This window comes from Olsenella sp. An270, from assembly GCF_002159735.1.
In the GTDB taxonomy this organism is placed as follows: domain Bacteria; phylum Actinomycetota; class Coriobacteriia; order Coriobacteriales; family Atopobiaceae; genus Thermophilibacter.
The window spans coordinates 151615-175697 of the sequence record NZ_NFJF01000005.1; the positions used below are offsets into that span (position 1 = coordinate 151615).

Here is a 24083-nt window from a genome sequence, read left to right on the forward strand (position 1 = left end):
ACGCGGTATGCTGTGGGGGCAACCAACAGACAAGGACCCCCATGGCACACCGACTCACCGAGCAGGAGCACGACATGGTGCTCGAGCTCGCCAAGATCCTGAGCAAGCAGCTCCCCACGCAGTTCCGCAGCGTCGCGGGCGGCATCGCGAGCGGACTCGTCCGCGTGCGCAAGAGCCCGCTGCCCGCCGCCGACGTCGCCGACGTCCTGGAGAGGTACGACGCGGACGAGACCGCGCTCCGGGCCCTGCTCGACGCCGGCGTCCTCGAGCCGGCAGGCAGCGACTACGCGCTGCGCGTCCCCCGGGAGCAGGGCGACGCGGCCGAGAAGGACGAACGCTCGATCGCCCGCACCGAGCCGCCGCGGCCGCCGGCGCGCCGCGCGAGCCGGGGCCTCGCCGGCCTGGACACCATCCGCAAGCAGTCGCCCGAGCTCAACGGCGTGCGCCGGCAGATCATCGACCTCGACCCGCGCCTGTGGATCAACGGCTGGCTGCTCAGCACGCCCGACGCGTTCCTGCGCTACGAGCGCGAGCTGCGCGCCCTCGACGCGGCGCTCGCGGGTGGCGCCACGCTCGGCGACGGCACGCTCAGCCTGCGCGAGCTCTCCTACCAGCTCTTCGGCGACGAGAAGTTCCTCGCCGTGGAGTCCGACGGCCGCAAGCTTCTTCACCTCATGGGCATCACCGACGTCGTGAGCTGCCGCCCGCAGGTAAAGCTCGAACTGCTGCATCACATCCCCAAGCACCACCGCCGCCTGCGCCTGGTGGTCTCCGAGAACCTGGACCCCTGGGTCAACATGCGCGACGCCCTGTTCGTGGACGGTCGCAAGAAGATCCTCGGCGAGCGCGTCCACGGCGTGGTCTTTGGCAACGGCTACCTCGTGGACGACCCGCACAAGCTGCCCGACCTTCTCGACACGCTGCGCGCCGACGACGTGCGCATCCTCTACTGGGGCGACATCGACCGCGCCGGCCTCTCCATCCTGGCCAAGCTCGCCGACATGGCCGACGGGCGCTTCTCGGTCGAGCCGTTCGCGCCCGCCTACCGCAAGATGCTGCGCCGCGCCATGCGCCGCTTCCCCGACCCGCTCATGAACGAGGAGACCGACCAGGGCGGCGTGCGCGTGGTGGGCCTCGAGCTCATGGAGGGCGTGCTGGACAAGAAGGAGATGGCCTACCTGCGCGCCGTCGTGGAGGGCGCGCGCCTCATCCCCCAGGAGATCCTCACCGCGCACGACCTGTAGGGGCCCGGCCGTTCCTAGCCCTCGCTCTTCTCGAAGGTCTTGATCGCCGGGGTGGTGAGCAGGCCCAGCAGGATGATCGCGGCACCCACGCCGTACGCCACGCGCGTGGACTCGTAGCGGGCGCGCGCCTCGATGTTGACGAGGGCGTTCTCCTCGGAGCTGGTCATGTCGATGTCGGCGATCTGCTCGCGAAACTCCTGGTTGCTGCCCAGGTTGATGCTCATCTGGGAGACCTGCTCACTAACGGCCGGCGAGATGGCGGGATCGGCCGCCGCGCCCGCGCGGACCTGGCCCGTGATGCCGAGCAAGAGCACCGCGCCCAGGAGCGCCACGCCCACGGCCTGGCCGACGTTGCGCATGGTGCTCTGGATGCCGCCCGACTGCGAGGCGTCGCGCTCGCTCACCGCGAGGGCCACGACGTTGCTCGAATGCGACGAGACGGTGCCCGCGCCCACGCCGGCGACGAACGCACCGAGGTAGACGCCAAACGCGTTGCTGCCGTCGATGGTCACGGAGAAGGCCATGATCGCCAGGGCGGCCGCCATGATGACGTATCCCGCCTGGATGACGTGGCGCGGGTTGGCGTGCGGCGCGAGCTTGGGGATGCCGAGCGCCAGCGCGAAGGTGGGGACGCCGGTGACGATGGAGATCACGCCCACGTCGATGGGGCTCCATCCGGCAACGAGCTGCAGGTAGGGAGCCATGAGGATGGACTGGACGCCCATGAAGAAGAACGTGATGGCGTTGGCGGCGAGCCCGGCGAGGACCTGCGGGGTGTGCAGGAACGACTGCGGGAGCAGCGCGACGCCGTTTTTCTTCTCCACGCCCTTCTCCACGTGCACGAGCACGATCAGGACCACCACGCCGAGAAGCGCGAGCGGCAGCGCCGGGGAGATGCCGAAGAACATGAACGGGCAGGTGTCGAGCGGCTCGATGAGGCCCCACGAGGAGATGCTCGAGATGCCCACGAGGAACATGAACAGGCCGGACGCGGCGAGCGCCACGCCGACGCCGTCGAACCTGAGCTTCTCGTCCACCTGGTCGATGTGCGGCAGGCTCGAGGAGACGCCCAGCACGGCGAGGAAGTAGGCGGCGAGCACGAGGAAGGTCACGTGCATGCCGGCCGCCTCCATGACGACGCCGAGCATGAGCGGCAGCAGCGCCGAGAGGCCCGAGGCGGCGCCGATGCAGCCGAAGGCGACGGTACGGTCGTGACCCTGGTACAGGTACGGGATGAGCCCGAGGACGGACGGGATGAGGAAGCTCGCGCCAAAGCCCACGAGCACGCGACCGGCCCAGACGAAGACCATCATGTTGGGCGCGAGCGCGCAGGCGACCTCGCCGAGGGCGCAGAGGGCCGCGCCGATCCGGAAGGTGCGCTTCCAGCCGATGATGGTGCCCACGAGGCCGCCCGCGATCATGAACGCGCCGCCCATGAGCGGGTAGACCATGTTGGCCAGCTGGATCTCCGAGGTCGTGGCGCCGAGGTCGTGGGTGAGCGCGGACGCGGCGAGCGACAGCGCGCCGTTGTCCCCGGTCGTGCCCATCTGGGCGAGGATGAGAATGAGGATGGGAAGGACCGCAAAGTGCCCCGCTGCCGACCCTCCCGCCCTCGCGGTGTGACCCGCGGCGGTAACTGAATGCATTATCTATCCTCTCTGTTGGGTTGCCCCGCTCCCACACGGTGGGGCACTGATGCTTTGATGTACCCGTGTAGCAGGTAAAATCCTAGTGCGCGACAACTTCGCAAAAGCGGCGCAATGCGTAACGCGGACTGAACGCAATCGCAAGCTATCCTGAATCGGTCGACGCGCAGATATGGAGAAGGGTTCACAATCGAGAAAGTTCTTGCAGCCGAGAAGAACGATGCGTATAGTTATTCCTTGCACACACGAGGTGCACACATTGCGGGGTGGAGCAGTCTGGTAGCTCGTCGGGCTCATAACCCGAAGGTCGTAGGTTCAAATCCTGCCCCCGCGACCATAAACTTGCTAGTCGGAGGCCTTTGGGCCTCCGACTTTTTTGTTTGGGTACTAGCGTGGTACTACGCTGGTACTACCGATTGTGAAACTCAACTTGGGCACGGCCCTTTCAACCGAGGTCAGCAATTCGTTGCTATTTAGGTCAGTGTTTAACGGCGGGCGAACATGGTAGAATAATTCCAAGAAGCCGACTTGGGTGGAACAAAGCTGGGTCCCCGAATGGGGGTAGGCGTCTCCGGACTGCTTAGAATTCCCTTGCTCCTGGGGTCGGCTTTCTTGCTGGCTAGAGGTTTTTCCTCGCCTTTCTCTTTGCAAGTTCCCCACGCATTCCGTCGATAACGTGTTCAGGATCACGCCGGATTTCCTGCAACATGAGGTCGATAGCTTGCTGTGAGTATCCCCAGCTGGGCTGTTCACCACCAAGCGAGAGGTTATACGAGTAGGAATCGTTTCCCTTCATGTTGTAGAAATCCACAAATACATTGAAGTGAAAAACGTTGAACTCTTTCGACTCACCATTAACTCTAAGGACGATACCCTCCTTGTTGAGCTTGCGCCTGATGAAGTCTGCCCCCCGCTTAGCGCGATAGATATACTTGTTTATGGGGTCAGTGAGCGAGTGCAGTATTGAGACTGCAGTATCCGAGTCATTTGCAATCCGGACGGGAATGCCCTCTTTCTTCTTCGTGAGACGCAGATCGGTAGCATAGTTAATTCCGGATCCTTCGGGCCTGCTCGCAACTATCGAGGAACCAAGCTCGAGCATCTTCTCCACCACCTCGCGCGGATAACGGGCTTTGATTACATCGAAATCGACATCTCCACGCCTCACGGACAGGGCGAGGTAGTTCTCGGGTATCCGGTCGCTAATCTCAATTCCATGCAGCTCGCGCAGCTTCTCCTCGTAAAACTTCACGCACTCCTGCAGGATTGGGCCGTAGAACAGCTCGTACTCATCGGTCACAAAATGCGTGCTCGTGTTGCGGAGTTCACAAACCACATCCATGTTTAGACGGAGCGGGTCGTTTTCGTTGGTGAAGACCTTTTTGAGACAGTCGGAGAGCGAGAGGGTCCGGTCACTGCCCGGATAATAGACGGACTCGTAGCCAATCTGATGGATGATATATGCCTTGAGCATAAGCTCCCATGCATTGCAAAGGAAGAAGCAGCAACCTTCGGCGTGATATCGAATGGTCGGTCGATTATAAAGTTCTATGGCAAGCAGGAAGGCCTCCTGAGACTTATCGAGGAGGCGCTCATAAGTAGTAGATTCGACTTCGTTCATATTGCCCTACGATTCTGTCTTCTCGGCGTAGAGCTTGAAGAGGTGGCCAACTATTCGCCCCTCATCACCGCTAAACGTCACTCCGTAGGCACGTTCAACGGCAAAATCGAGCTCACGATGTGCTGCAATCAGCTTAGGAAAGAACGCCTCATTGTCTGGATCGTACAAATCGGCAAGCGTCACGCCATGCTGCGCGGCGCGGGCATCAAGAACAGCCTGCGCATAACCCTCAATCTCAGCACGCTGAGCCTCTGTCGGCTCAGGCCAAACAAAGTTGTTATATACAACACCGGATGAGTATCGATAGTCACTCTTTAGACGACCACACACCGTTCTCATCCATGCATTATGAAACTGTGAATGAAGCACTCCGAAATGATATAGCGTCGCATTAGGAATCATTAAATTCGCGTCGCCGCAGCGGTCATCACTACCAATAAAACCGAGGGGAATATACTTCCTCCTCTCGGAGCTATGACGTGGAATAACGACTGATGCTCCTGATGAGATGACTTCCATCCCTAGCTTCTGGGGCGTTTCCGCCGCTTTTTTAGTTTGCTTCCGATTACTTGATAGACGGTATTCACGCACGGCATTTATGCGCTCGCGACAAAGGGGCAGTTCTTTTAATTCGGCAAAAGACGCATCACCGAGCCAAAGACACCAGCGCCGATACCCGTGAAGAAACTCCTTCGACCCTATCCAAGGGTGAAAGAAGCGTGCTGCCCCAGGCTCACATCTCAGAAAATCATTCTTTTCTTCATCCGTAAAGAGGTAATTACCTCCATCAATAGGCTGCGATCCAATTACCATTCTCGGAACGTCGCACAATGGCCTGGATCGGTTCCAAACAAACACATCGGGAGCATCAACAAGATACGGATTAATATTCGATGGAAGAATAGTGCGTTCGGGCAAATCTGGAGCATCGTGAACAAAGAGGCGCTTCTTCACGTCTTCACGAGAGAAGCCGATGATGATGCAGAACACGTGGGCCTTTTCAGCTGCTTCGTTGTCCCATCGGAAAGTGTTGTGCGCGAAGTCGATGTGGAGTCCCATGTCATGCAGCGGTTTCCAGAGGTTCGCAACCTGCTCTCCCTGGCAGATGGAGTTGGTGGAGACGAGCGCGCAGCGAGTGCGCTTCCCCTCCGTGAACCTCGCCGCTTTCATGTACCAAGCGCCGCAATAGTCGATGTTTCCCGCATTCTTGGCGCCGTTGAACACGGTAAGCAGCTCGGCCTTTTGCTCCTTGCTCTGGTTACGTGCCCCGAGGAACGGCGGGTTGCCCACGAGGTAGGTAAGGTCTTCTGGGAACACTTCAGCCCAGTCCGTTGTGAGAGCATTCCCCTCTACGAGATTCGAGAGGCTCCTCAGGGGCAGGAAATCAAAGTCGTAGTGCGGGAGAATCTCCTGCGTCTTTCGGAGCATCTGCTCCTCGGTGATCCAGAGGGCGGTCTTTGCGACCGAGACGGCGAAGTCGTTGATCTCAATGCCGTAGAACTGGTCGAGGGTCACCCTGACGGGACTCTCCAGGTAATCGAAGATGGCCGTCTGGTCGCCGAGCTCGTCCTCGATGATGCGGTTCTCGATGGTCCTGAGCTGACGGTAGGCCTCCGTGAGGAAGTTCCCCGAGCCGCAGGCGGGATCTCCGACGGTGATGCTCGCGATCTTGTCATGCAACCGGCCGAGCAGCTGCTTGCGCTTTCCCTCGCTCCGCTCCCCCTCGGCAGCATGCAGCTCTGCCCAGAGGTCATCAAGGAAGAGTGGCCTGAGGCACCTGTCGATGTTCTCGACGCTCGTGTAGTGCATGCCACCCGCGTGACGGGTCTCGGGGTTGAGCGTCCCCTCGAAGACCGCCCCGAAGATGACGCCCGAGATCTCCCTCCAGTCGAAGCCCTCGGAGGCCTCGGCGATGACCGCCGCAATCTCCTCGGTCATCTGGGGGATAACTATCGACGAGTCAGAGAACAGCCCTCCGTTGATGTATGGGAAGGCGGCCAAATCCTCGTCCAGATACTCGTCCCTTTGGTCGTAGGGCGTGTCGACGACTCCAAAAAGATCGGCGAGCTTTCCGCGGAGCTTCCTTGGATCCCCCTGGCAGTACTTTCCGAACGCCCTGTGGGACTGGAGCAGCCCCGCGTCCTCAGCGTAGAGCATGAAGATGACACGAGTGATGAGGACGTTGAGCGACCTCTGCTCCTCGGCGTCCTCATCGATGTGGTGATACTGCTTCGCCAGCGCGTCGTACAGCTTGGACACGTAGGTCCCCGCCTCGACGGAGAGCTGCTGCTCCTTGTGGAGGCGGCTCGTCTCCTGGGAGGTGAGGAACGACAGCAGGTACGCATGATCCGGGAGCTCCTCGAGGGAGAACTCCTGGAAGCCCTCCTCAGGGCGCTCGTCATCCAGGTCGTAGAGGCGGAACGTCTCGAAGTTGCACGTCATGACCCAGCGCGGGCGCTCGGAGTACGGCAGGTTCTGGGCGTACCACATGGCCTGCTGGAAGGGCGTCACGAACGTCTTGTTCCTCAGCTCGGGCTCATCAAGGTCAACCCCAACGGACTTCTGCTCGCAGAGGAAGTGGTGGTCGCTCACGAAGACGTCTATGCGCCGACCTCGCACCTTTCGCTCGAAGTCCACGAAACCAGCAATCTCGTTAGAGGGAACTCCGAGGACGCTCTCCAAGAGGTCAATCCAGAACTTCTGGGTATCCTGTTGCTCGTTGCTCTTCCCCTCGGGGACGGCGGCGATAATGCCCTTCCAGCGCTCGACAAATGCCTTGGCCTCAGCAGTTCGTTCCATCACGCCTCCTCCATGCCGCTACCCAACAGCCCATGTCGTCTCTTCCATGTGGTTCGGCAGGCATCGCTACAGAATCTTCGGGAAGGCCCTTGGTTCGTTGAGAAGACGGTCCTCTGGCAGTTCTCGCAAGTTGACAGGTAGTGCGAGGGGTGGTCTCGAACCAGCCCCCATAGTGCGGTAGGAAGGTCATAGGAGCAAACCGAGACCTCCTCCATCATCTTGCCGCTGTACGAGAGGTGGGGCCTGTAGAGCTGAGAGTCGAGAGCGTTCAAGAGCACGTCCGCGAGCTCCCCCTGCCCAACGCCCTCCCTATTCTCGATGACGAGGTACATCCACTTTGCCTCTTTCGGCCTGTTTTTACGTGGCTTGAAAGAGCCACGGGCGGCCTCCGCCTGTGACCCCGTTGCAAACTTAATAACGTTACAGCCTCGCAAGACTCCTATTGACGCACCAAAAAGCCCCATCCTGACTTCGGCAATGCGCCCATAAAGGGGGCACGTTGCGTCGGCGTTATAAGCGAGGTCGTTTCCCGTCACGCTGCCAGGTCGGAAAAACGGATTGAACATCACGGGAATGGCATAACCGGGCGAGTCGATTACCAGTTTCGAGCTAAAGGTCCTTCTCCCCACTCTAGAGAAGCCGGCGTCCTCGAGAAGGGTGTCAGAGCTCCTGGCCCCCTCTCTCAGAAGCGCGCCAACTCTCAGAGTGACTGAAAGCAGGTTCCTCAGAAGTACCCAGTCCTGCAAAGGCTCAACGATAAGGGGCGCCCTTCCCTCGCCGCTTGAGACGTCAGGGCACTTCGAGCAGAAGTCTCGATTCTCCACCGCTCGCGAGACGGCAAGACGGGCAGCGTTGCCAGACCGCTCAAACGCCCATGGGTCATCATCCGACCGCTTCGCGTAGGGGTCGAAGAAACACTCTGCCAAGAGATCGTCAGGGGAGCTGACGAGCGCGCGAAAGTCTTCCCTATCCAAGGTGCGCAAGCGGAGACTATTGCCCCTGAGAAACATGGGCCCCAGCTGCTCCGCTGCGTCAGCCAAGGACTCGACGTTCTTCGCCATGAGCAGATCATTCACCGAGTTGATTGACGGGTTGCACGGAGAGTCGGGCATGCCCGCACTCGGCACCACTCGAACAAACGAGTGCATCCCAGACCTCTGGTCCTTTGCAATGTAGAGGCCTTTTTGCGGACCGCCCATTCTGCCCCCCGTCTGCATGAAGAATAAACGTACAGCTTTCTCACAAAGAATACCTGATTTTCTTGACTCGTTTGCCCTAATACTGATATAGTCAATTTTGTTCAGGCTTTAGGCGGATTAACCCTATGCTTTTCGAAGGAGACGAGGATGGACGCAAAGACGTCGGGCACGTCAAGCGGCGCTAAGGGCATCCGGCCGTGGAGGACTCACGAGGCGGCAAAGTGGTGCGGGATGAGCGAGCGCAGGCTCCTCGAGTTCGCGCGCGAGGGAGTCATTCCCGCGCGCAAGATCGGCGGGGTTTGGTACTTTTCTCCCCAGAAGCTCGCCGCCTTCTTCGACGTCTCCCTCTAGTGCACAAGTGCGATTTGGGTTATTCCGATGCCATCCGACTATCAGGGCATACTTGACGACGTGGAGATTGAGGAGGAGCCCGGCTCCTTCATGCCCGTGCTCACGCCCGAGATGAGCGACTGGCTGTTCGATGCCTCAGTCTCACTCGGCAACGCTTTCGGGGGCGGGCGCATCAAAGGGAAAACGTATCGGACAATCCAGAAGATCGTCAACGCGGTCGCGCTCTTCACGCCCAGTGACATCATCCTGTCGGACGGCAGGCAGCGTGCCACCTTCTCATATCGCCAGATGGCCACCGCCATCGGACTTAGCCCCAAATCCACAAAAACCGTTCAACAGGTACTGCGGGTCCTTTGCTTCGAGACCGAAAGCACGGACGCGGCAACGTACCGTGAGGCATACAAGCTGCTGTACGAGGAGCGAGGTGGGAGGCCCCTGCTCTCTTCCCACTTCAAGAGCGATTCACGGAAGCTCGCCTCGGCTTGGAAACTCTGCGGCATTCGTCCGAGGGCCTGCGCTCCCGTGGAACGGAGTACCGTTGCGCCGCGAGAGCCCCATTCAACCGTGCCCCAAACGCGCCCAACCGTTGTCACAGGCGAAGAAACCGTAGCCGAAAGCGCCTCGACCGTAGTCGACCCCGTAGACATCGACCCCACTACGGTTGCCGGTCGAAGCCCGGACCTTAATGCGGCTAACGAGGCTGCCACCAGCGACTTCGGGGCCCGCTATCGCCCAAATGCCGAAGGAACCGTAGTCGATTCTTCCGAGTCAGACGGTCCCGTAGCGACCACGTTTAACACTAGTTCCCTTATAGCTCACTCCTCCGAAGACCCCGAGGGCTGGTTCTCCAGGCTAACCCGTCTCTTCCAGTACCCTCCCGGAAGGAGGGAGGCTGATACGAGAGAGGCCTTCAATAGGCTTACGGGCATGGGATATTCGCCGAGGGCCCTCTACGACGGGGCCGCGGCCTACGTGACGAGGACTCCCAAGAGCGAGCAAATGCGGTTTCCGCTCAAGTTCCTTGAGGATGTCAGCCTCGTCCGCAGCTGGTGCAAGGCCCCGCCCAGGACCCTTGATCCAACCAGGCTTTGCAAGGTGGAGTCGTACTGGGCATACCCCTTCAAGGCCGGGCTAGAGTTTGTTATATGCTCTCCTACCGCGACCAGAGAGGAAGCTTTTGACGCCGTCCGTCGCATGGTCGACGAGTACGGCAGGGAGCCCTGATGAAACTGAGCCGAAAGCTCATCGGCCCCGATTGGCGGCAGCGCGCCACCTCAATCCATGGGGATTGGTGGGGATTGTCATCCGCGCACGGTGACGGCGTGAAGTCCCCAATAGGCTCATGAGCTACCCCACGAAGAGCATCCAGCGTCCACCAATATGAGGCTGTAGGGCCTCTGTTTACTCACTTTCCTGTCTCAGATATTCAATGAACTCTTTGATTGATTCCTCTCGCTTCTCCGCCGTAAGCGCCCGGCTCTCGCTGAGTTTATCTTTTCTTCTCTTCAGGAAGGCAGAGATAAAATCAGAGTACCTTTCTGCCTTGGCCCTATTATTGCCATCTAGCGTTTCGTCGACCTCAAAGTCAGACTCATCAATCTGGACCCTCTCATCTGGCGATGTCAGCCAAAGGAGAAGGTCCGCGTATTGATCGGAGGCGGATAGGTCGAAGGATTCCTCCTCCAGTTGCACTATGACCTTTCCGTCGCTTCCACACGTTATCATGAGTGATCACCCACTTGGAAATTGTACTTGTTCAACCGCATCTTCAGATACCGCTCTCCGCCGTCCAGCACATCGGCTATCGATTGCTTGATTGGACTCTCGTTCAGCGGGCCGGGAACGTAGCTAATGCCGTTGTTGTCATTGTTGCAGACGATAACGGTGCGAGCGTCCCCGTTCACTATGACCGGTGCTGAGTGGCTGACTACGAAGAACTGCACATTAAGTTTGAGCTGCTTCAGACGGTCGACGAGAAAATCTTTGATAGTCGCCACATCGAGGTTGTCCTCCGGTTGGTCGATGACGACGTACGCCCATCTTCCAGATGCGACGCTGTCGTTTAGAAAGAGCTTCAACAGTGCTTGCGCCTTCGTCCCCGGCGACATGTCGTCTATAGGTTTCTCAGCGATCTTTATCTGGGTTTTAAGGCTGCCCGCATCGCATATCGTTGTCTTGGCCAATTCGAAGTACTTCTCGTAATGAGACCCCAGATCCCTCGAAGAGTACGATATAAATTTCCTTCCATCGAATAGCTTGTGCATGCGTCTTCTGTCCGCTTGGCGCAGGAAGGCTTCGGCCAAGGCCTGCAGGTCCTTGCTGGACGATGCTCCCAGCAGGTTCGCGCGCTTGTCATCGTACGTCGAGTCGTCTTCGTAAAAGAGGGAGATCTCGATTGGTTCGTCGCCGTTCTGCAGCGGCACCGGATCAATTGGCTTGTGCATGCGCTCGTATGCCGCTTGCGCTTCCTCATCTACGTGCTTCAATGAAATGCGGAGCGAGAGCAGGTCGTATAGGAATGCAGTGGCATCTTTAGTTTGTTTCTGGTATTGGGCGAGCGTTGTGGAGCCACTCGCATTGTTAGCCGTATTCAATGTCTCAGAGAACAAGGACACGAGCTCTTCGCGACGCGAAAACCAAGATGGGTCAACTTTCCCCAATCCGTCCGAGAATCGTCCGATTCGCTTGATGACTGCTTCCATGTCATTTTGGATGGCGCGCGTCTCCACTTCAAGTGCTTCAAATAGCGTGTTATCCTCGGGGTAGGAAGCATTGAACTTGATAGAACCGATGGCTTCCGATGCGGCTCTGAGCTTGTCATCTATGACGTTAAGCGAATTCTTGGCTTTTGTTATCTGCGGTGCATCCCTTGCGGGCAGCGACGGCCCTTCTATCGTGATGCCCGAAGGTACCGCAGCATCGAGGTGGTTGATACGCAGTGGACCGTTGGGATATTTCGTGCAAAATGCCTTGAGCAGCCGCTCTCCAAGATTCAGCCAAGTTTTCAGCTCATCCGCAGCTTCCTCTGAACCTTTCCTCGCTTTCTCTTTCAATGGCGAAATGTGCTCGTCTAGAAAGGGTATCTGCTCGTACTTCCCACTCCTGTAGATCTCCTCAAGCTCCCCTTGGCCGAGGTAAAGGCACTTAGGGCGATTGCTTGTTGGAACGCCGTCCTGCATCTTGAACTTCACGCTGTCCGCATCTACGAACCTCGAGTAAGTGTCGACTCCCTTATTTGCGAGGAGGCATGCAAGCATCGATTTCCCGCTACCCCTTGACCCTACGATGCCGTTATAGCCCGGCGAGAAATTGAGCGTGATCGGACGGCTGTTGTCCACAGCGCCGCTAACGTAGGTATTGAAGGACACTGACTCCAGAAAAGACCCAGTATTTGTCTGCGGCAGCTCCGGATATTCGTCCGACGTCTTGATACGGCTTTCGGGGTCGCTGATAGCGAGCAGCAGCGATTCAAGGTCGCCGTCAAAGTCTATCCATGTGAAGCGAGAGCCGATCTCCTCAGTCGTCTTGGCGTCGCTGAAAAATAGCGCCGCGACCGTAGTCTCAAGCTCTTCAGCCATCCCAGTCGAAATGCTTTTTCTGCTTTTAGAGCCGCCTTCAACCGCCATGGCGTGACTGTAGTAGAAAAGACGATCTTTGTAGTCGAGATTCGCCTGGCAGTTGTTCGGGAGGTAGGAGGACAGGCTTCTGTCCTTGTTCTCGTGGGGAATGAAGAAATGAGGTATTGCGGCGGCCTCTTTCTGGAACTCTTCGAGGAAGATTGCCTTGCCCTCGGTCATCTTAGAGAAAGACTTCGGCGATTGCGGCTGAATGGCCGGTTTGCCGTCGCTGGGTGCACCCTTCTCGGCGAGCAGGCGTTTCTCGAATAGGTGGGTGACCACCTGCGCCATTGCCCCTGCATCCTCCATCGAGAACCAGACTATGGCATGGAAGTACTCGCCTTTCGAACCCTTTCCTAGCGTTAGGTTATATTGCTTTATTGTGTCGGGATGGAGCTTGACGTTTAGCTCAACCCCGCCAATCAACGTTTTGTTCTCTTTCGCCAGCACGCCCTGCAGCTCCGACAGCAGCTTGACATCCACGCTGTTGTGGTCCGTTACGGCAACCACATCGAGGTCACCGCCTGTCAAGGCGTCAAAGAACTCGGACTTTTCGTAGTCCCTGCTGTAGCAGGAACTCGAGTGAATGTGCATGTCACATTTTTTGAATGTGCCTGCAGACAGCCTCTTCGTCGTTTCAACCACGACCTTCTGTAGCAGAACGCAACGCTTTGTCACATTAATTCTCTCATTGGGGAACATTGACCGCAACAAACGCTGACGCGCAACACATCTTGTAACGAGCTAGTAGTCCGTTATCCACCTGATAAGTGCCGGCTTTTCCCACCATACGGAAAGGGCGGGCCATGAGCGATATGCAAGACAAGGTAAAACTGACCAGCGGGGACACGGCACAGGAGCCGCAGAGCACATTGGAGCGGATGAGCGTTGGCGTAAGCACAGCTGTAGACGGTATGGGCGACGCGTTGATTGTCCTTACCGCTGATGAGGACAACACTGGACGCACGCAACGGAAAGTAAGGGACATCGGCTCGCTATTTCGTAATCGAAATATCCTCTGAAATCTACCATCACTCTGCGAGGGACGATGCCCTCTTGTATGAAGCCAGCCGGGCCACCAAGTTACCAGCACTCCCCGCATGATGTGGCGGAGCTATAGTCCACTCATTTGCGGTTGTCTTACCGCAACTTCCTCATAGTGAAATCCCTGGTTTCATCCATCTCCCTCAGTTACATTAGAGACAACTATGTCCTAGCGGTAGCCACAGTCAACCTGGCACAACAGAATGCTTGACGCACATGCCCCCGAGGGCAGACAAGCACGGCCACCCTTACCCACTGGAGAACGCCCTCGTCTGTTACAACACGAGAGACCACCCCATCACCCGCGAAAACGATATTAGGGCATCGGGCAGCTAGGATAATCTCCTGGAGGAGGCGCAGCCCCCCAGCACCTGACGAGAGAGGAAAGCGCTGTGTCCAAGGCACCCGCACTGACCGTGGCCCAGGCGGAGCAGATCTGCAGGGTTATCGGCGATACGCACAACGGCCTCACCGGATCCGAGATCGGCAGAATGCTCGCCGAGCTAGGGATTGCAGACGTGGATCCGGCCAACACGAAATGGAAGAGGCTGTACAATGCGCTCGCCAGCAGGACGGACGGCGCCGGAAATGCCAATGCCGTGTATGGCCTTATTATTTATTGCTTCAACCCCGCCCGGGGCATCAACGACGGCGCGCGATACAGGTGGATGATGGACGAGGTGAATCGGGTCCTCATGCTCTCCGGTATCGAGGTGCGTGACGACGGAAAGCTCCATAAGGTTCAGGTGGCAGAGACGCTAGATGAGGTTGAGCGCCGAACCAGAAGTCTCAGAAACGCACTCGTTGGGGCCGGCGCTCATCCCGAGGTCATGAAGTGCTGCCAAAAGGAGCTCCTCGTTGACGACTACTTCCATGCCGTCCATGAGGCTGCCAAGGGCCTCTGCGACCGAGTGAGAGAAATGTCCGGGCTAAGCCTCGACGGAACGAGGCTGTTTGACGCGGCGCTGAGCGTCAAGGATCCCTACATCGCCCTGACCACCCTGCGGACCGAATCTGAACGCAACCAGCAGAATGGCCTCAGGGAGCTGCTCAACGGCGCGATACACCTGGTTCGCAACCCGACGGCACACCAGCTTAGAATCCATTGGGACGTCAACGAAACGGACGCCGTCGAGGTCCTCAACCTGATCTCCTATCTTCACAAGCTGCTCGACAGCTGCTCCGTTGTGCCGCGACCCTCCTAGAGCGCCTTCGCATCACAGGAGTCCCTCCATCGATAACCCTCGCACGTTGTCTGCGCAGACAGCGTGCGGGCATTTCTTCTCGGCCACGCTGCGTGGAGGGGCATCTTCGAAGAAGAATGGGGCCAGCATATGTGTGACAGGCACAGGCTCAACGGTGGCCCACCTCACGGGAAGAAATGATCGTCGTCACCCAGCCCGGTAAGAAATGCCATCGGCCCAGATGCCGAACACCATGCAGGCCGAGGAACGCCTCAACAGCCTCGCACCTCAAGGCGAGGGCATGGGCCTTGTCCCACACGGCGCCCGCAATCCCCGGGGAGGACGGCAGCCGAAACGATTCCCGGCCGCGTTAAACAAAGGGAGTGCCGCCGCCGCTGGAATCGCGAGGGGCGGGTCTCACGACGTTCCTCTCAATCTCGTAGAGGTCGATGCGCGCGACAGGGACCGGCCAATCGAAGCGGAGCCCATAGCGCCGTTGACGGGGCCGCCGTGGCCGGATGAGGGCAGGGGAACGATAGGTAACATCTCATGCTTTTCAAAAGAGGATGGCTCTGCACCCCTCCCCCTCAGAAAGCCCTCGCAACGACGTCTTTGCCCGGAAGCTTGATGACAACACCCCCCTCCGTCAGTGACAAACAGATTGCTTCCCATGACAGCGTGACGGCAAATCTACTAGAGGGCCGCTCCGTCAGCCTCGGATGACTGCAGAGGCTTCCCGCCAAACAGCTCCGAGTCGAAGAACTCCCTGAGCGAGACCCCGAGGCCGCGCGCGATGCGGTCGACGTTCTCGATGGAGACGTTCCGCCTGCCGACCTCGACCTCCGCGAGGTAGGTGCGCGACATCTCGATGGAGTAGGCGAAGGACTCCTGGCTCACGCCCAGCTCCCCCCTCAGCTCCTTTATGCGCAGGCCCACCCTCATGGGGGCGTTAAGCTCAGTCATCGGCACCCCTCGCTCTCGAGCACCAATGTTTTGGCTTCGACCTATATGAGTCACCCCTATATAAGTGACAATATGAGATAGACTAGGGGGCAGGAACACGGTCTCGTCAAGGAGGTCGCACATGGGCGCTTCGAGGGGGTACATCCCGCGCACCTTCCTGCGGAAGCTCGGCGCGGGCGGGGCGCGCCCGGCATGGTTCGTCCTGTTCCTCGCCGCGGCGGCGACGGCCGCGGCCTGGGCGGGCGCGCTCGTGCTGCTCCTGCTCCTGGCCCAGCCCCCCGCCGCGGGCGGCGCGGCGGCCCCCTCGTGGGGCGCGCTCGGTGTGTTTGATAACGTCTGACTTGCGGATTTGATCACCCGGAGCTTTCGGGAATGGTCACGAAAAACTTTCGGGTTTGGGCATGGGCACGCCGACCATCCCCAACGGGGCCTAACGTTGTCGCTGCTACGGTTGCGACGATGGGAGGCCGGGAAGGAAATGATCGGCGTGGACAAGATCGACGATATCAGAAGGCTCGGGAGGGGCGGGGCGAGCGTCGCCTCGATCGCCCGGGACACCGGGGTCTCCGAGCCCACGGTGAGGAAGTACCTGAGGGAGACCGACCTCTCCGAGAGGCCGCCGGCGGTCGGCAGGGCGCCCGAGTCGCCCCTGCTCGAGCCCTTCGCGGCGCTGGTCGACTCGTGGCTGCTCGAGGACAGGCGCTGCTGGTACAAGCAGCGCCACACCGCGAAGAGGGTCTTCGACCGGCTCGTCGCGGAGAAGGGCTTCGAGGGCTCGTACTCGACCGTCAGGAGGTACGTGAGGAGGAGGCGCGAGGAGCTCGCCGCCGAGCTCGACGCCCGCGAGGCGCAGGGGTTCCTGCTGCTCGACTGGCTCCCGGGCGAGTGCCAGGTCGACTTCGGGCAGGCCGACTTCCGCGTGCGAGGCGTCGTCACCCGCGGCCACTTCCTCGTGGTCACGTTCCCGCACTCAAACGTCGGGCTCGCGCAGGTCTTCTGGGGCGAGACCGCGGAGTGCGTCTGCCAGGGGCTCCGCGACGTCTTCGAGTTCCTCGGGGGCGTGCCGCTGCGGGCCGTGTTCGACAACGCCACCGAGGTCGGCCGCAGGGTCGGCGCTGAGATGAGGACCTCGGCGCTCTTCCGCCGGTTCGCCGCGCACTACGGGCTCGACTACAGCTTCACCAACCCCCACTCCGGCAACGAGAAGGGCTCCGTGGAGAACAAGGTCGGGACGCTCAGGCGCAACCTCTTCGTCCCGGTCCCGCAGGTCTGGGACGTGAAGGCCTACAACGAGCGGCTGCTCGGGACGTGCCTGGCGCTCTCGGACGGCAGGCCGCACTACCGCAAGGGAGCGCCCGAGTCCGAGCTCTTCGGGGACGACCGCGCCGCGCTCTCGCCGCTGCCCGCGGCGCCGTTCGCGTGCGTGACGTGGCTCACCAGGAGGTGCGACAAGCAGGGCTCGTTCAGGGCGGGCGGCGAGCACCGCTACTCGGCGGGGCCCGCCAACGCCTCCCGCGAGGTCGCCGTCGCGATGGGCGCCTTCGACGTCACGGTCGTCGGCGCCGGAGGCGAGGTCGTCGCCGAGTACCCGCGCGAGTGGGGCGACGCGCCGACGGACTCCGCCGACCCAATGCTGCAGCTGAGGCTGCTCTGCGTGCGCCCCGGCGGCTGGCGCGACAGCGTCGTGCGGGGGTCCCTGCCCGAGCAGCTCGTGGCGTTCCTCGACTCGGAGTCGCCCGCCGACCTCGGAGCCGACCTCAGGGCGCTGCGCGACGTGAGCGCCAGGCGGGGCTGGGCGGCGACCGTGGAGGGCGCGCTGAGGTCGCTCGGGGCCACGGGCGGCGTCGACGCCGCCACCCTGGAGCTCGCCGCCGCCAGGGCGGCCGCCGGCGACGCGCTCGTCGAGTACGACGAGCCGGTCGACCTCGCGGGGTACGACCGGGCCTTCGAGCTGCTGGAGGGGGGCGCCGCCAGTGCCTAGGATCCCGGACGCCGAGCGCGAGGAGTTCTCCTCGCGCGCCAGGTCGCTGTTCATATCGAAGGCGACGATAGCGTGGTTCCTCGAGACGGCGACCCCGGGCCAGCTCGCCGCGTGCTCGGGGATGCTCGCGCGCGAGCTCGAGTCCCGCGAGCGGTCGAAGCGCGCCCGGCTGCTGCGCCAGGCCCGCTTCCCCGTGCCCAAGGCCGTGGAGGGGTTCGACTGGTCCAACGTGCGCTTTCCCGAGGGCTGGGGCCGAGACGAGATGCTCTCGCTCGACTTCGTGGAGCGCGCCGAGGACCTCGTCCTCCACGGCCCGACCGGCCGCGGCAAGACGCACGTGGCGACGGCCCTCGGCATCGAGGCGACCCGGCGCGGGGTGCCCGTGCGCTTCTTCCAGACGGCGACGCTGGTGCTGCAGCTCGGCAAGGCGAAGCGCGAGGGGACGCTCGACAGGCTGCTGGCGGACGTCGGCAGGGCCGAGCTCGTGATCCTCGACGAGTTCGGCTACGTCCCCTTCGACGTCGACGGCGCGCGCCTGCTCTACCAGGTCATATCCGACTCTTACGAAAGGAGGAGCATAGTGTTCACCACGAACGTCGAGTTCAGCCGGTGGGGCACGGTCTTCGCGGACGACAAGCTCGCCGCCGCGATCGTGGACCGCGTCGTCCACCACGGCAGGCTCGTCGAGTTCGGCGGCCCAAGCCACCGTCTCGAGGAGTCGCTCATGCTGGGCAAGTCGGGAAGCTAGCGGCGCGCCCGTGACCGAACCCGAAAAAGTTGCGTGCCCAAACCCGAAAGTTTTCCGTGATCATTTCAGAAAGACGGACTTGACCAAACACACTCGGCCCGGCCGGGGGCTTCCTCCTGCTCTGGGACATGGCGGTCCTCTGGTACCACCTCGTCTACCTCGTCAGCTACAGGCTCGGCCTCTGGGACGGGGGAAGGGAGGGGGGACGCCTCGTGGTGTGGGGCGGCCCGCTGTTCGTGGCCCTGGCCACCACGGCGCGGCTGCTGTAGCTCGTCATGAAGTACGTCGCCGCCCCCGTGCTCCCGTTCCTCCTCGCCGCGACCTTCAGGCAGACCACGGGCATCGGCAGCGCGCCGGTCGACCTGCTGTGCATGGCGGTCCTGCTCTACCCGGCCCTCGTCCTCATCGCGTACGCGATCAGGTCCCTCGCGGCCCGGGCGGGGCGCCCGGCGAGGGAGGGGCGATAGGGGGTTGCGGACATGAGCGAGCGCAAGGCTAGCAAGGCCAGGGCCACGGGCGGGGCGGGAACCAGGGCGGCCAGGGCCACGACACGCCCGAAGGACAGGGCGCGGAGGGACGTCCTCGCCGCCGTCGCAAGGGCGCGCGAGGCGGGCGCCGTCTCCGCCTCGCTGTCGGACGGGGACGTCGCGGACGTCGTGACGCCCGTCATCGACGCGCTCTACGACGCCTACGAGGAGGGCGGCGACGCCCCGACCCGCGAGGCGTTCTCCGAGCGCTGCGGGCGCGAGGACGTCGGCAGGGCCGTCCTCGACATGCCGCGGGACCCGTTCGCGGCGAGGCGCCCGGGGCGCGGGGCCGTGGCGGCCATATGCGCGGGGTGCGCCCTCGCGCTCGCGGTGGCCTGCGGCGGCGTCGCGCTCTCCCTCTCGCCGGGCGGCGACCCATCCGGCGGCGAGGCGGAGGGGGCGCCGGGCGCGGCCGTCGCGGATGACGGCGCGGACGCCGAGGGCGCCGTGGAGGCGGACACGGGGGCTGCGGAGTCCTCCCAGGCAGAGCCCGAAGTGCAGGCCGGTCAGGACGGCGGCTCCGTGACCTCTGCTGGCGGGGCTGCGTCCCCCTCCGGTGGCTCGGCCTCGGCGTCCTCTGGCGGCAACGGCTCCTCTACCGGCTCTGCTGGTTCGACCGGCGGCTCCTCCTTGACCCCCGGCGGCTCCGGTTCTGGCTCTTCCGGCGGCTCCGGGTCGTCCTCCCCGACCGCGCATGTCCACAGCTGGGTCGCGCAGACCACGACCGTGCATCACGACGCGGCCTACACGACGGTCCACCACGACGCGGTGACTAAGGACCGAACCATCTGCAACAACTGCGGGGCGGACATAACCGGCAACGTCGACGCCCACATGAAGGCGAACGTCCTGAACGGGTGTGGGTCCTACAGCATCAAGACCGTCGTCGTCCAGGCCGCGTGGGACGAGCAGGTTCTCGCTAGCGCCGCCTGGGACGAGCAGGTCCTCGTGAGCGCCGCGTGGGACGAGACGGTGACCACCGGCTACCGCTGCCCCGGCTGCGGCGCGACGAGGTAGCACGCCGCCCGCGCGGAGCCCGGGGGGCGTCGGGGGCGCTCACGCGCACGAGCGCACGACGGACCCGGCTGCCCTGTCGTACTCCCACTCCCCGGGGAGGCGCTCGCCAGACGCGCCCACCTCGGCCCACCAGTCCTCCTCGGGCTCGCCGAGCGGCACCCAGCGGCGCGGGCCGCCGACCTCCCGCAGCTCGGTCGCGCGCGAGGGGCTCGCCCGAACCGGCGCCACGCGTACCTCCTCGCCCAGCGCCCCGGCGGGAGCGCCCGCGCTGTAGTCGCAAAACGCACCCATCGTGCAGTCGGCGGCGGCGACACCGGGCCGCAACGTCTCAGCATCTGCTCGCATAACGTCCCTCCCCGCTCCCCTACCCTTCGATGTCGCCCGGGTCGAGCGGCTCGACGTCTATGACGACATGATGCCGCCCCGCCTCGTCCCTGAGCGAGATGAGCGCGGACATCATCCTGAGGGTCGCGTCGCGCTGAAGCTCGAGGGCCCGGTCCAGCGCCCTTCGGTCGTAGCCCTCCGCCCCGCGAGAGTTCAGTGCGCGGGCGATCTGGTTCAGGTTGACCCCCTGCCTGTGAACCTCGAGCCACGCGCGGTGCAGGCGCTTGAAGTCGATCACGACGACTTTCAAATCGTCGGAGTAGATGAGGGCGTCACGGACGAGGTCGCTGACGCGAATTCCGCATTTCCGCGCCTTCCGCCTGAGCTCCTCCCGCTCCCTCTCCGTGACGTACACCTTGATTTGCTTGTTCCGGATCCTGCTCTCGCTCATCTCGAACCTCCCGTTTTTCATTTTTCGCTTTTCGTGAACGGCGACGCCGCCGGTCCGGCCTTGCGCGACTTGCGAGATGAGGGGACGCCCCCCCGGCGGGGCGGCGCCCCCCAGACCGCAAAAACCGGGCGCGCGAAGAACGGGGGGCTCCGGACGCGCGACCCCGAAACGCGCGAGTCGCAAGATGGAAGTGGGTACCCAGCCGCCGCAGAGGGGCGAATTGGGTACCCGCTTCCTACATCTTGCAACGTGAGCAGCGGCTCGCCCGATGCGAGAGGGCCTGTGTGTCCCTTTGCCCGGTGACGCCACCGGGCAAAGGGACACACAGGCCCGGTCCCCCGCCACAAGTTAGGCCGCTCGCTACAGAGGAGCATGGTGATTGCGACACACACCGCAAAGGCCGCCGCAGTCGAGCACGAGTCCGATCGTGAGCATGACGCAATGAGCGCCCGACGCGACCGCGATGCAAGCGCGGGCTTTTTTGGAAAATGCCCTGACGGTGTCCACGAGAGACGACTTGCCTCGCAAGGCTTACAGCAAGACGTCTGCTCGTGGCTATGCAGACTCGTCACCATTGCCCAGCATGATTCGGTCCATAGCCTCCATGCCTTCTCGCTTGCTGTCAGCAAGGGCATCCGCGTACACGTTGAGCGTCATGGCCGCATTGCTGTGGCCGAGAACGGAGCTCACAGTCTTCACGTCCAGGTTCCCCGATGTAGAGGAGATCGCCAAGGTCGCGAAGGTGTGCCTCAGGTCATGGAAGCGGGGCGGAACCCCCTGCGTCCCGACGAGCCCCACCGCCCTCGCCAGGGCATGCCACTCGTGACCCAGGACCTGCGGGCTGTACCACGTTCCGCTGATTGGCGAGCCGATCACAAACAGGGAGTCATCCCAGTCCATTCCAAACTCCTCCCTGTCCGCAATCATCGCTTGCTTGCGCTCCGTAAGAACCAGGAGGAGCCCCTCCCCAAACGGCACGTTTCTCAGGGAGCTTTCCGTCTTGGGGGAGCTAAGCACGTACCTGCCGGCAGAGCGCGAAAGAGAGTGGCTGATCCGGATGCTGCGTCCCTCAAGGTCGACATCGCTCCACCGCAACGCGCATATCTCCCCCTGGCGCATTCCGGTCGACAGGGCGATGCGGACTCCGACCGCGAGGGGCGACGGGCCAAATCCCACGAGGGCCCGATTGAGCCTTGCGACCTCTCGGGCGCTTAGGGCGTTGACGGGCTTCGCCCTTCGCCTGGGGGCGTCGACCCTATCGAAGGGGTTGAGGGTCAGGTCCCCCATTTTGCAGGCGTACGTGAAGACCTGCTTGGCGAACACGTGGATGTGAGAGAGCGTCGTGCTGCTGAGGCCGTCGGCGGCCATCCCCTGCTCCCAGGCGACGATCAGCTTCGGGGTGACGTCGCGCAGCCTCGTGTCGCCGATCTCGGTTCCCCGTATCTTGGAGATGTGGGAGCGGTACCCCCTTATCGTCACCGGACGGACCGCCCGAGAGAGCTCCTTGCGCATGACGTACAGCTCCGCGTACTCGGCGAAGGTGGTGTCGCACGACGCCTCCTCCAGGCGCGAGCGCTCCTCCTCGGACGCGACCAGCTCGTCCCTCCACCGGCGGAGGGCCGTCTCGGCGCTCGCCCTGCCCCGGTTGTCGGGGGTGACCTCGCCCGTCGCCTCGTCGACCCTGTCCGGGTAGCACCGGACGCCGGTGGTCTTCGTGAGCCGGTGCTGCCTCCCGTCCTCGCCCTGCCAGTTGACCACCGCGCGCCACTTGCCGCCGTGCTTCGACACAAAGCCCTGGGTGTATGCCCTCCGCATCGCTTGCCTCCCGCTGGTACTAGACGGGTCCTAAACCGGTACTACCAACGTTAGCGGGGGCGGGACGCCGGCCGACGACCCTGCCCGACCCTGCCGGATTCTGCCTGCCCAGGGGGACAAACGGTGCCCGCCCCGCCAGGGCGTGCCGGAGGCGTTTGGGCTGGATGGGCCTCTCATAACCCGAAGGTCGTAGGTTCAAATCCTGCCCCCGCGACCATACAGAGTCAGCCCGGAGTTCATGCGGCCTCCGGGCTTTTTTCTTGCGCGCGACACGTCCTTCTCGCTGGCCCGTCCTTCTCGCCGAGTGTACGAGTTAGCCCGCAGGAGCCGTCGAAAACGGCGCCTCTTGGCGACGTTTCCCCAGTTGACAAGGAAGCGCCCGGAGCCGAGCGAGCCAAAACTCGTACACTCGGCGCCGGGCGCCCCAGGACAGCCCTTTTCGCGGGCGAGAAGAACCTCAGCCCAGCTTCACGATCTTGGTGCCGTGAACCTCCTGCACGCCGAGGGCCTCGGCGACGGACTCGGCGTTCTCGAAGGTGATGCCGCCGCCGGGCAGGATGGTCAGGCGCCCCGCGGCGTGCTCGATCAGGCGGCGCAGATGGTCCAGGTTGTCGGCTATCGGCGTGCCGGCGGCCCCGCCGTGCGTGAGGATGCGCTCCACGCCCAGGTCGGAGAGAAAGCCGATGGCCTCGCGCTGGCGCTCCTCGGTGAGCTCGTCGAACGCCATGTGGAAGGTCACCATCACGGGCGGGACCTCCGTCCCCGACTCGTCGGTCACGGGTCCGTGCGCGGCCTCGACGAGGCGCGCCGTCATCTCGCGGTCCACGACCGCCTCGCCCGTCTCGGCGTCGGCGGTCAGGCAGCCAAACACGACGCCGTCCACGCCCAGGCTGCGCGCCATGGCCACGTCGTCGAGCATCATCTGCTCCTCCGCGGCCGTGTAGACGAAGTCGCCTCCGCGCGGGCGGGCCATGGCCATGACGGCCGTCCCGGCCTCGCGCACGATGCCGACGGCGGCGCGAATGACGCCGTAGCTCGGGCTGGTGCCGCCCACGGCGAGGTTGTCGCAGAGCTCGATCCTCCCCGCCCCCGCGGCGAGCGCGGCAGGCACCCGCTCGACGTTCTCCGCACAGAACTCCCTCAGCAGCGCCATGAGGCCTCCCCTCGACAGGAATCGTTGACAACATGATAGCGAGCGCCCCCAGGGGCAAGATGACGCGCCGTACCGAGAACTTCTTCGGGAACTTCTACCGCGCGCCGATAGACTAGCGGCGCACCCACGCCCCCCTGGCGCCCCGTCGACCCTGCTGGCCGGCGGGGCGTTTTCTTGGAATCGCCGGGGTTGTCCTGAGGGCGTCTAGGGATTGCGGCCCTTGTCCCAGGAGCGTCTAGGAATTGCCGCCCTTGTCCGGCGAGAAGGACCTGCGGCCGGACAGCCCCTCGGATTCCCGGAGTTTTTCTCGCCAAGGTCGCCGTTTTCTAGGCTGTCACCTGACAACGTCCCGAATTCTTAGATCTCCTCATGACAAGGACGCAGATTCCTAGAAGCAGT

Annotated in this window: 22 protein-coding genes and 1 tRNA gene; 12 read left to right on the top strand and 11 right to left on the bottom strand. The window is 62.4% G+C overall.

Going from position 1 to position 24083, the window contains the following annotated elements:
- The first annotated feature begins 41 nt into the window (after nucleotides 1-41).
- Nucleotides 42-1244 carry a Wadjet anti-phage system protein JetD domain-containing protein gene (locus B5F73_RS07030; RefSeq protein WP_239379832.1) on the top strand — a complete coding sequence of 401 codons (1203 nt, stop codon included), beginning with the start codon at nucleotides 42-44 and terminating at the stop codon, nucleotides 1242-1244.
- Nucleotides 1245-1258: 14 nt separating this feature from the next.
- On the opposite strand, the gene B5F73_RS07035 is transcribed toward B5F73_RS07030, so the two are convergent.
- The gene (locus B5F73_RS07035; protein WP_087227536.1) at nucleotides 1259-2890 is read right to left on the bottom strand and encodes an MFS transporter; all 1632 of its coding nucleotides are present in this window, start codon (nucleotides 2888-2890) and stop codon (nucleotides 1259-1261) included.
- Nucleotides 2891-3150: 260 nt separating this feature from the next.
- On the opposite strand from B5F73_RS07035, the gene B5F73_RS07040 reads away from it, so the two are divergent.
- Nucleotides 3151-3227, top strand: a tRNA-Met gene (locus B5F73_RS07040).
- 282 nt (nucleotides 3228-3509) lie between these two features.
- Here the strand turns inward: B5F73_RS07040 and B5F73_RS07045 are convergent.
- Genes B5F73_RS07045 through B5F73_RS07055 form a run of 3 tightly spaced genes read right to left on the bottom strand, consistent with a single transcriptional unit; the run spans nucleotide 3510 to nucleotide 8371 of the window.
- The gene (locus tag B5F73_RS07045; protein ID WP_087227537.1) at nucleotides 3510-4511 is read right to left on the bottom strand and encodes a DUF3644 domain-containing protein; all 1002 of its coding nucleotides are present in this window, start codon (nucleotides 4509-4511) and stop codon (nucleotides 3510-3512) included.
- Nucleotides 4512-4517: 6 nt separating this feature from the next.
- Nucleotides 4518-7310 carry a DNA methyltransferase gene (locus B5F73_RS07050; RefSeq protein WP_087227538.1) on the bottom strand — a complete coding sequence of 931 codons (2793 nt, stop codon included), beginning with the start codon at nucleotides 7308-7310 and terminating at the stop codon, nucleotides 4518-4520.
- Nucleotides 7310-8371 (bottom strand): hypothetical protein, encoded by a 1062-nt coding sequence (locus B5F73_RS07055; protein ID WP_143803160.1) that lies wholly within the window; start codon nucleotides 8369-8371, stop codon nucleotides 7310-7312. The genes B5F73_RS07050 and B5F73_RS07055 overlap by 1 nt, the downstream gene beginning before the upstream one ends.
- Nucleotides 8372-8656: 285 nt before the next feature.
- Between B5F73_RS07055 and B5F73_RS07060 the strand changes: the two genes are divergently transcribed.
- Together B5F73_RS07060 and B5F73_RS07065 are read left to right on the top strand one after the other, a co-directional pair.
- Nucleotides 8657-8860, top strand: coding sequence for a helix-turn-helix domain-containing protein (locus tag B5F73_RS07060; protein WP_087227540.1), 204 nt, complete (start codon nucleotides 8657-8659; stop codon nucleotides 8858-8860).
- 27 nt (nucleotides 8861-8887) lie between these two features.
- Nucleotides 8888-10084 carry a hypothetical protein gene (locus B5F73_RS07065; RefSeq protein ID WP_087227541.1) on the top strand — a complete coding sequence of 399 codons (1197 nt, stop codon included), beginning with the start codon at nucleotides 8888-8890 and terminating at the stop codon, nucleotides 10082-10084.
- Nucleotides 10085-10261: 177 nt separating this feature from the next.
- Here the strand turns inward: B5F73_RS07065 and B5F73_RS07070 are convergent, their stop codons facing one another.
- Nucleotides 10262-10585, bottom strand: a complete 324-nt coding sequence (locus B5F73_RS07070) for a hypothetical protein (protein WP_143803161.1) — start codon at nucleotides 10583-10585, stop codon at nucleotides 10262-10264.
- Nucleotides 10582-13155 carry an AAA family ATPase gene (locus B5F73_RS07075; RefSeq protein WP_239379833.1) on the bottom strand — a complete coding sequence of 858 codons (2574 nt, stop codon included), beginning with the start codon at nucleotides 13153-13155 and terminating at the stop codon, nucleotides 10582-10584. The genes B5F73_RS07070 and B5F73_RS07075 overlap by 4 nt, the downstream gene beginning before the upstream one ends.
- A 128-nt stretch (nucleotides 13156-13283) precedes the next feature.
- Here B5F73_RS07075 and B5F73_RS07080 point away from each other — a divergent pair, with 128 nt between their 5' ends.
- Together B5F73_RS07080 and B5F73_RS07085 are read left to right on the top strand one after the other, a co-directional pair.
- Nucleotides 13284-13499 carry a hypothetical protein gene (locus B5F73_RS07080; protein ID WP_087227544.1) on the top strand — a complete coding sequence of 72 codons (216 nt, stop codon included), beginning with the start codon at nucleotides 13284-13286 and terminating at the stop codon, nucleotides 13497-13499.
- Between the two features lie 414 nt (nucleotides 13500-13913).
- On the top strand, nucleotides 13914-14726 hold the full coding sequence (locus tag B5F73_RS07085; protein ID WP_087227545.1) for a TIGR02391 family protein: 813 nt from the start codon (nucleotides 13914-13916) through the stop codon (nucleotides 14724-14726).
- A 672-nt stretch (nucleotides 14727-15398) separates the two neighbouring features.
- Here B5F73_RS07085 and B5F73_RS07090 read toward each other — a convergent pair.
- Nucleotides 15399-15668, bottom strand: a complete 270-nt coding sequence (locus tag B5F73_RS07090) for a helix-turn-helix transcriptional regulator (protein WP_087227546.1) — start codon at nucleotides 15666-15668, stop codon at nucleotides 15399-15401.
- A 121-nt stretch (nucleotides 15669-15789) separates the two neighbouring features.
- Between B5F73_RS07090 and B5F73_RS07095 the strand changes: the two genes are divergently transcribed.
- The 6 genes from B5F73_RS07095 to B5F73_RS07115 all read left to right on the top strand — a co-directional run bounded on the left by B5F73_RS07095 (nucleotide 15790) and on the right by B5F73_RS07115 (nucleotide 19941).
- Nucleotides 15790-16008: a hypothetical protein gene (locus tag B5F73_RS07095; protein WP_087227547.1), complete on the top strand. Its 219-nt coding sequence runs from the start codon at nucleotides 15790-15792 to the stop codon at nucleotides 16006-16008.
- A gap of 147 nt (nucleotides 16009-16155) precedes the next feature.
- Nucleotides 16156-17649, top strand: coding sequence for an IS21 family transposase (istA, locus tag B5F73_RS07100; protein WP_204206285.1), 1494 nt, complete (start codon nucleotides 16156-16158; stop codon nucleotides 17647-17649).
- A complete protein-coding gene (gene istB / locus B5F73_RS07105) occupies nucleotides 17642-18397 on the top strand; it encodes an IS21-like element helper ATPase IstB (protein ID WP_087227549.1) in 756 nt (251 codons plus the stop codon). Before istA ends, istB begins: the two co-directional genes overlap by 8 nt.
- 128 nt (nucleotides 18398-18525) lie before the next feature.
- Nucleotides 18526-18666: a hypothetical protein gene (locus B5F73_RS09405; RefSeq protein ID WP_158094781.1), complete on the top strand. Its 141-nt coding sequence runs from the start codon at nucleotides 18526-18528 to the stop codon at nucleotides 18664-18666.
- A gap of 6 nt (nucleotides 18667-18672) precedes the next feature.
- Complete coding sequence (locus tag B5F73_RS07110; protein ID WP_087227550.1) at nucleotides 18673-18864, top strand: hypothetical protein; 192 nt, start codon at nucleotides 18673-18675, stop codon at nucleotides 18862-18864.
- A 12-nt stretch (nucleotides 18865-18876) separates the two neighbouring features.
- Nucleotides 18877-19941, top strand: a complete 1065-nt coding sequence (locus tag B5F73_RS07115; protein WP_087227551.1) for a hypothetical protein — start codon at nucleotides 18877-18879, stop codon at nucleotides 19939-19941.
- Nucleotides 19942-19980: 39 nt separating this feature from the next.
- Here B5F73_RS07115 and B5F73_RS07120 read toward each other — a convergent pair whose 3' ends face one another.
- From B5F73_RS07120 to B5F73_RS07135, 4 genes are all read right to left on the bottom strand, one after another.
- On the bottom strand, nucleotides 19981-20286 hold the full coding sequence (locus B5F73_RS07120; protein WP_087227552.1) for a hypothetical protein: 306 nt from the start codon (nucleotides 20284-20286) through the stop codon (nucleotides 19981-19983).
- Between the two features lie 19 nt (nucleotides 20287-20305).
- Nucleotides 20306-20716, bottom strand: a complete 411-nt coding sequence (locus B5F73_RS07125) for a plasmid mobilization relaxosome protein MobC (protein WP_087227553.1) — start codon at nucleotides 20714-20716, stop codon at nucleotides 20306-20308.
- A 555-nt stretch (nucleotides 20717-21271) separates the two neighbouring features.
- Nucleotides 21272-22531: a tyrosine-type recombinase/integrase gene (locus tag B5F73_RS07130; protein ID WP_087227554.1), complete on the bottom strand. Its 1260-nt coding sequence runs from the start codon at nucleotides 22529-22531 to the stop codon at nucleotides 21272-21274.
- A 457-nt stretch (nucleotides 22532-22988) separates the two neighbouring features.
- On the bottom strand, nucleotides 22989-23684 hold the full coding sequence (locus tag B5F73_RS07135; RefSeq protein WP_087227555.1) for a copper homeostasis protein CutC: 696 nt from the start codon (nucleotides 23682-23684) through the stop codon (nucleotides 22989-22991).
- Between the last annotated feature and the right edge of the window lie 399 nt (nucleotides 23685-24083).

Excerpts from the sequence above, each read along its gene's own strand:
- B5F73_RS07030 (WP_239379832.1), top strand. The coding sequence starts at position 42 with ATGGCACACCGACTCACCGAGCAGGAGCACGACATGGTGCTCGAGCTC.
- B5F73_RS07035 (WP_087227536.1), bottom strand. The coding sequence starts at position 2,890 with ATGCATTCAGTTACCGCCGCGGGTCACACCGCGAGGGCGGGAGGGTCG.
- B5F73_RS07045 (WP_087227537.1), bottom strand. The coding sequence starts at position 4,511 with ATGAACGAAGTCGAATCTACTACTTATGAGCGCCTCCTCGATAAGTCT.
- B5F73_RS07050 (WP_087227538.1), bottom strand. The coding sequence starts at position 7,310 with ATGGAACGAACTGCTGAGGCCAAGGCATTTGTCGAGCGCTGGAAGGGC.
- B5F73_RS07055 (WP_143803160.1), bottom strand. The coding sequence starts at position 8,371 with ATGGCGAAGAACGTCGAGTCCTTGGCTGACGCAGCGGAGCAGCTGGGG.
- B5F73_RS07060 (WP_087227540.1), top strand. The coding sequence starts at position 8,657 with ATGGACGCAAAGACGTCGGGCACGTCAAGCGGCGCTAAGGGCATCCGG.
- B5F73_RS07065 (WP_087227541.1), top strand. The coding sequence starts at position 8,888 with ATGCCATCCGACTATCAGGGCATACTTGACGACGTGGAGATTGAGGAG.
- B5F73_RS07070 (WP_143803161.1), bottom strand. The coding sequence starts at position 10,585 with ATGATAACGTGTGGAAGCGACGGAAAGGTCATAGTGCAACTGGAGGAG.
- B5F73_RS07080 (WP_087227544.1), top strand. The coding sequence starts at position 13,284 with ATGAGCGATATGCAAGACAAGGTAAAACTGACCAGCGGGGACACGGCA.
- B5F73_RS07090 (WP_087227546.1), bottom strand. The coding sequence starts at position 15,668 with ATGACTGAGCTTAACGCCCCCATGAGGGTGGGCCTGCGCATAAAGGAG.
- B5F73_RS07095 (WP_087227547.1), top strand. The coding sequence starts at position 15,790 with ATGGGCGCTTCGAGGGGGTACATCCCGCGCACCTTCCTGCGGAAGCTC.
- B5F73_RS09405 (WP_158094781.1), top strand. The coding sequence starts at position 18,526 with ATGGCGGTCCTCTGGTACCACCTCGTCTACCTCGTCAGCTACAGGCTC.
- B5F73_RS07110 (WP_087227550.1), top strand. The coding sequence starts at position 18,673 with ATGAAGTACGTCGCCGCCCCCGTGCTCCCGTTCCTCCTCGCCGCGACC.
- B5F73_RS07115 (WP_087227551.1), top strand. The coding sequence starts at position 18,877 with ATGAGCGAGCGCAAGGCTAGCAAGGCCAGGGCCACGGGCGGGGCGGGA.
- B5F73_RS07120 (WP_087227552.1), bottom strand. The coding sequence starts at position 20,286 with ATGCGAGCAGATGCTGAGACGTTGCGGCCCGGTGTCGCCGCCGCCGAC.
- B5F73_RS07125 (WP_087227553.1), bottom strand. The coding sequence starts at position 20,716 with ATGAGCGAGAGCAGGATCCGGAACAAGCAAATCAAGGTGTACGTCACG.
- B5F73_RS07130 (WP_087227554.1), bottom strand. The coding sequence starts at position 22,531 with ATGCGGAGGGCATACACCCAGGGCTTTGTGTCGAAGCACGGCGGCAAG.
- B5F73_RS07135 (WP_087227555.1), bottom strand. The coding sequence starts at position 23,684 with ATGGCGCTGCTGAGGGAGTTCTGTGCGGAGAACGTCGAGCGGGTGCCT.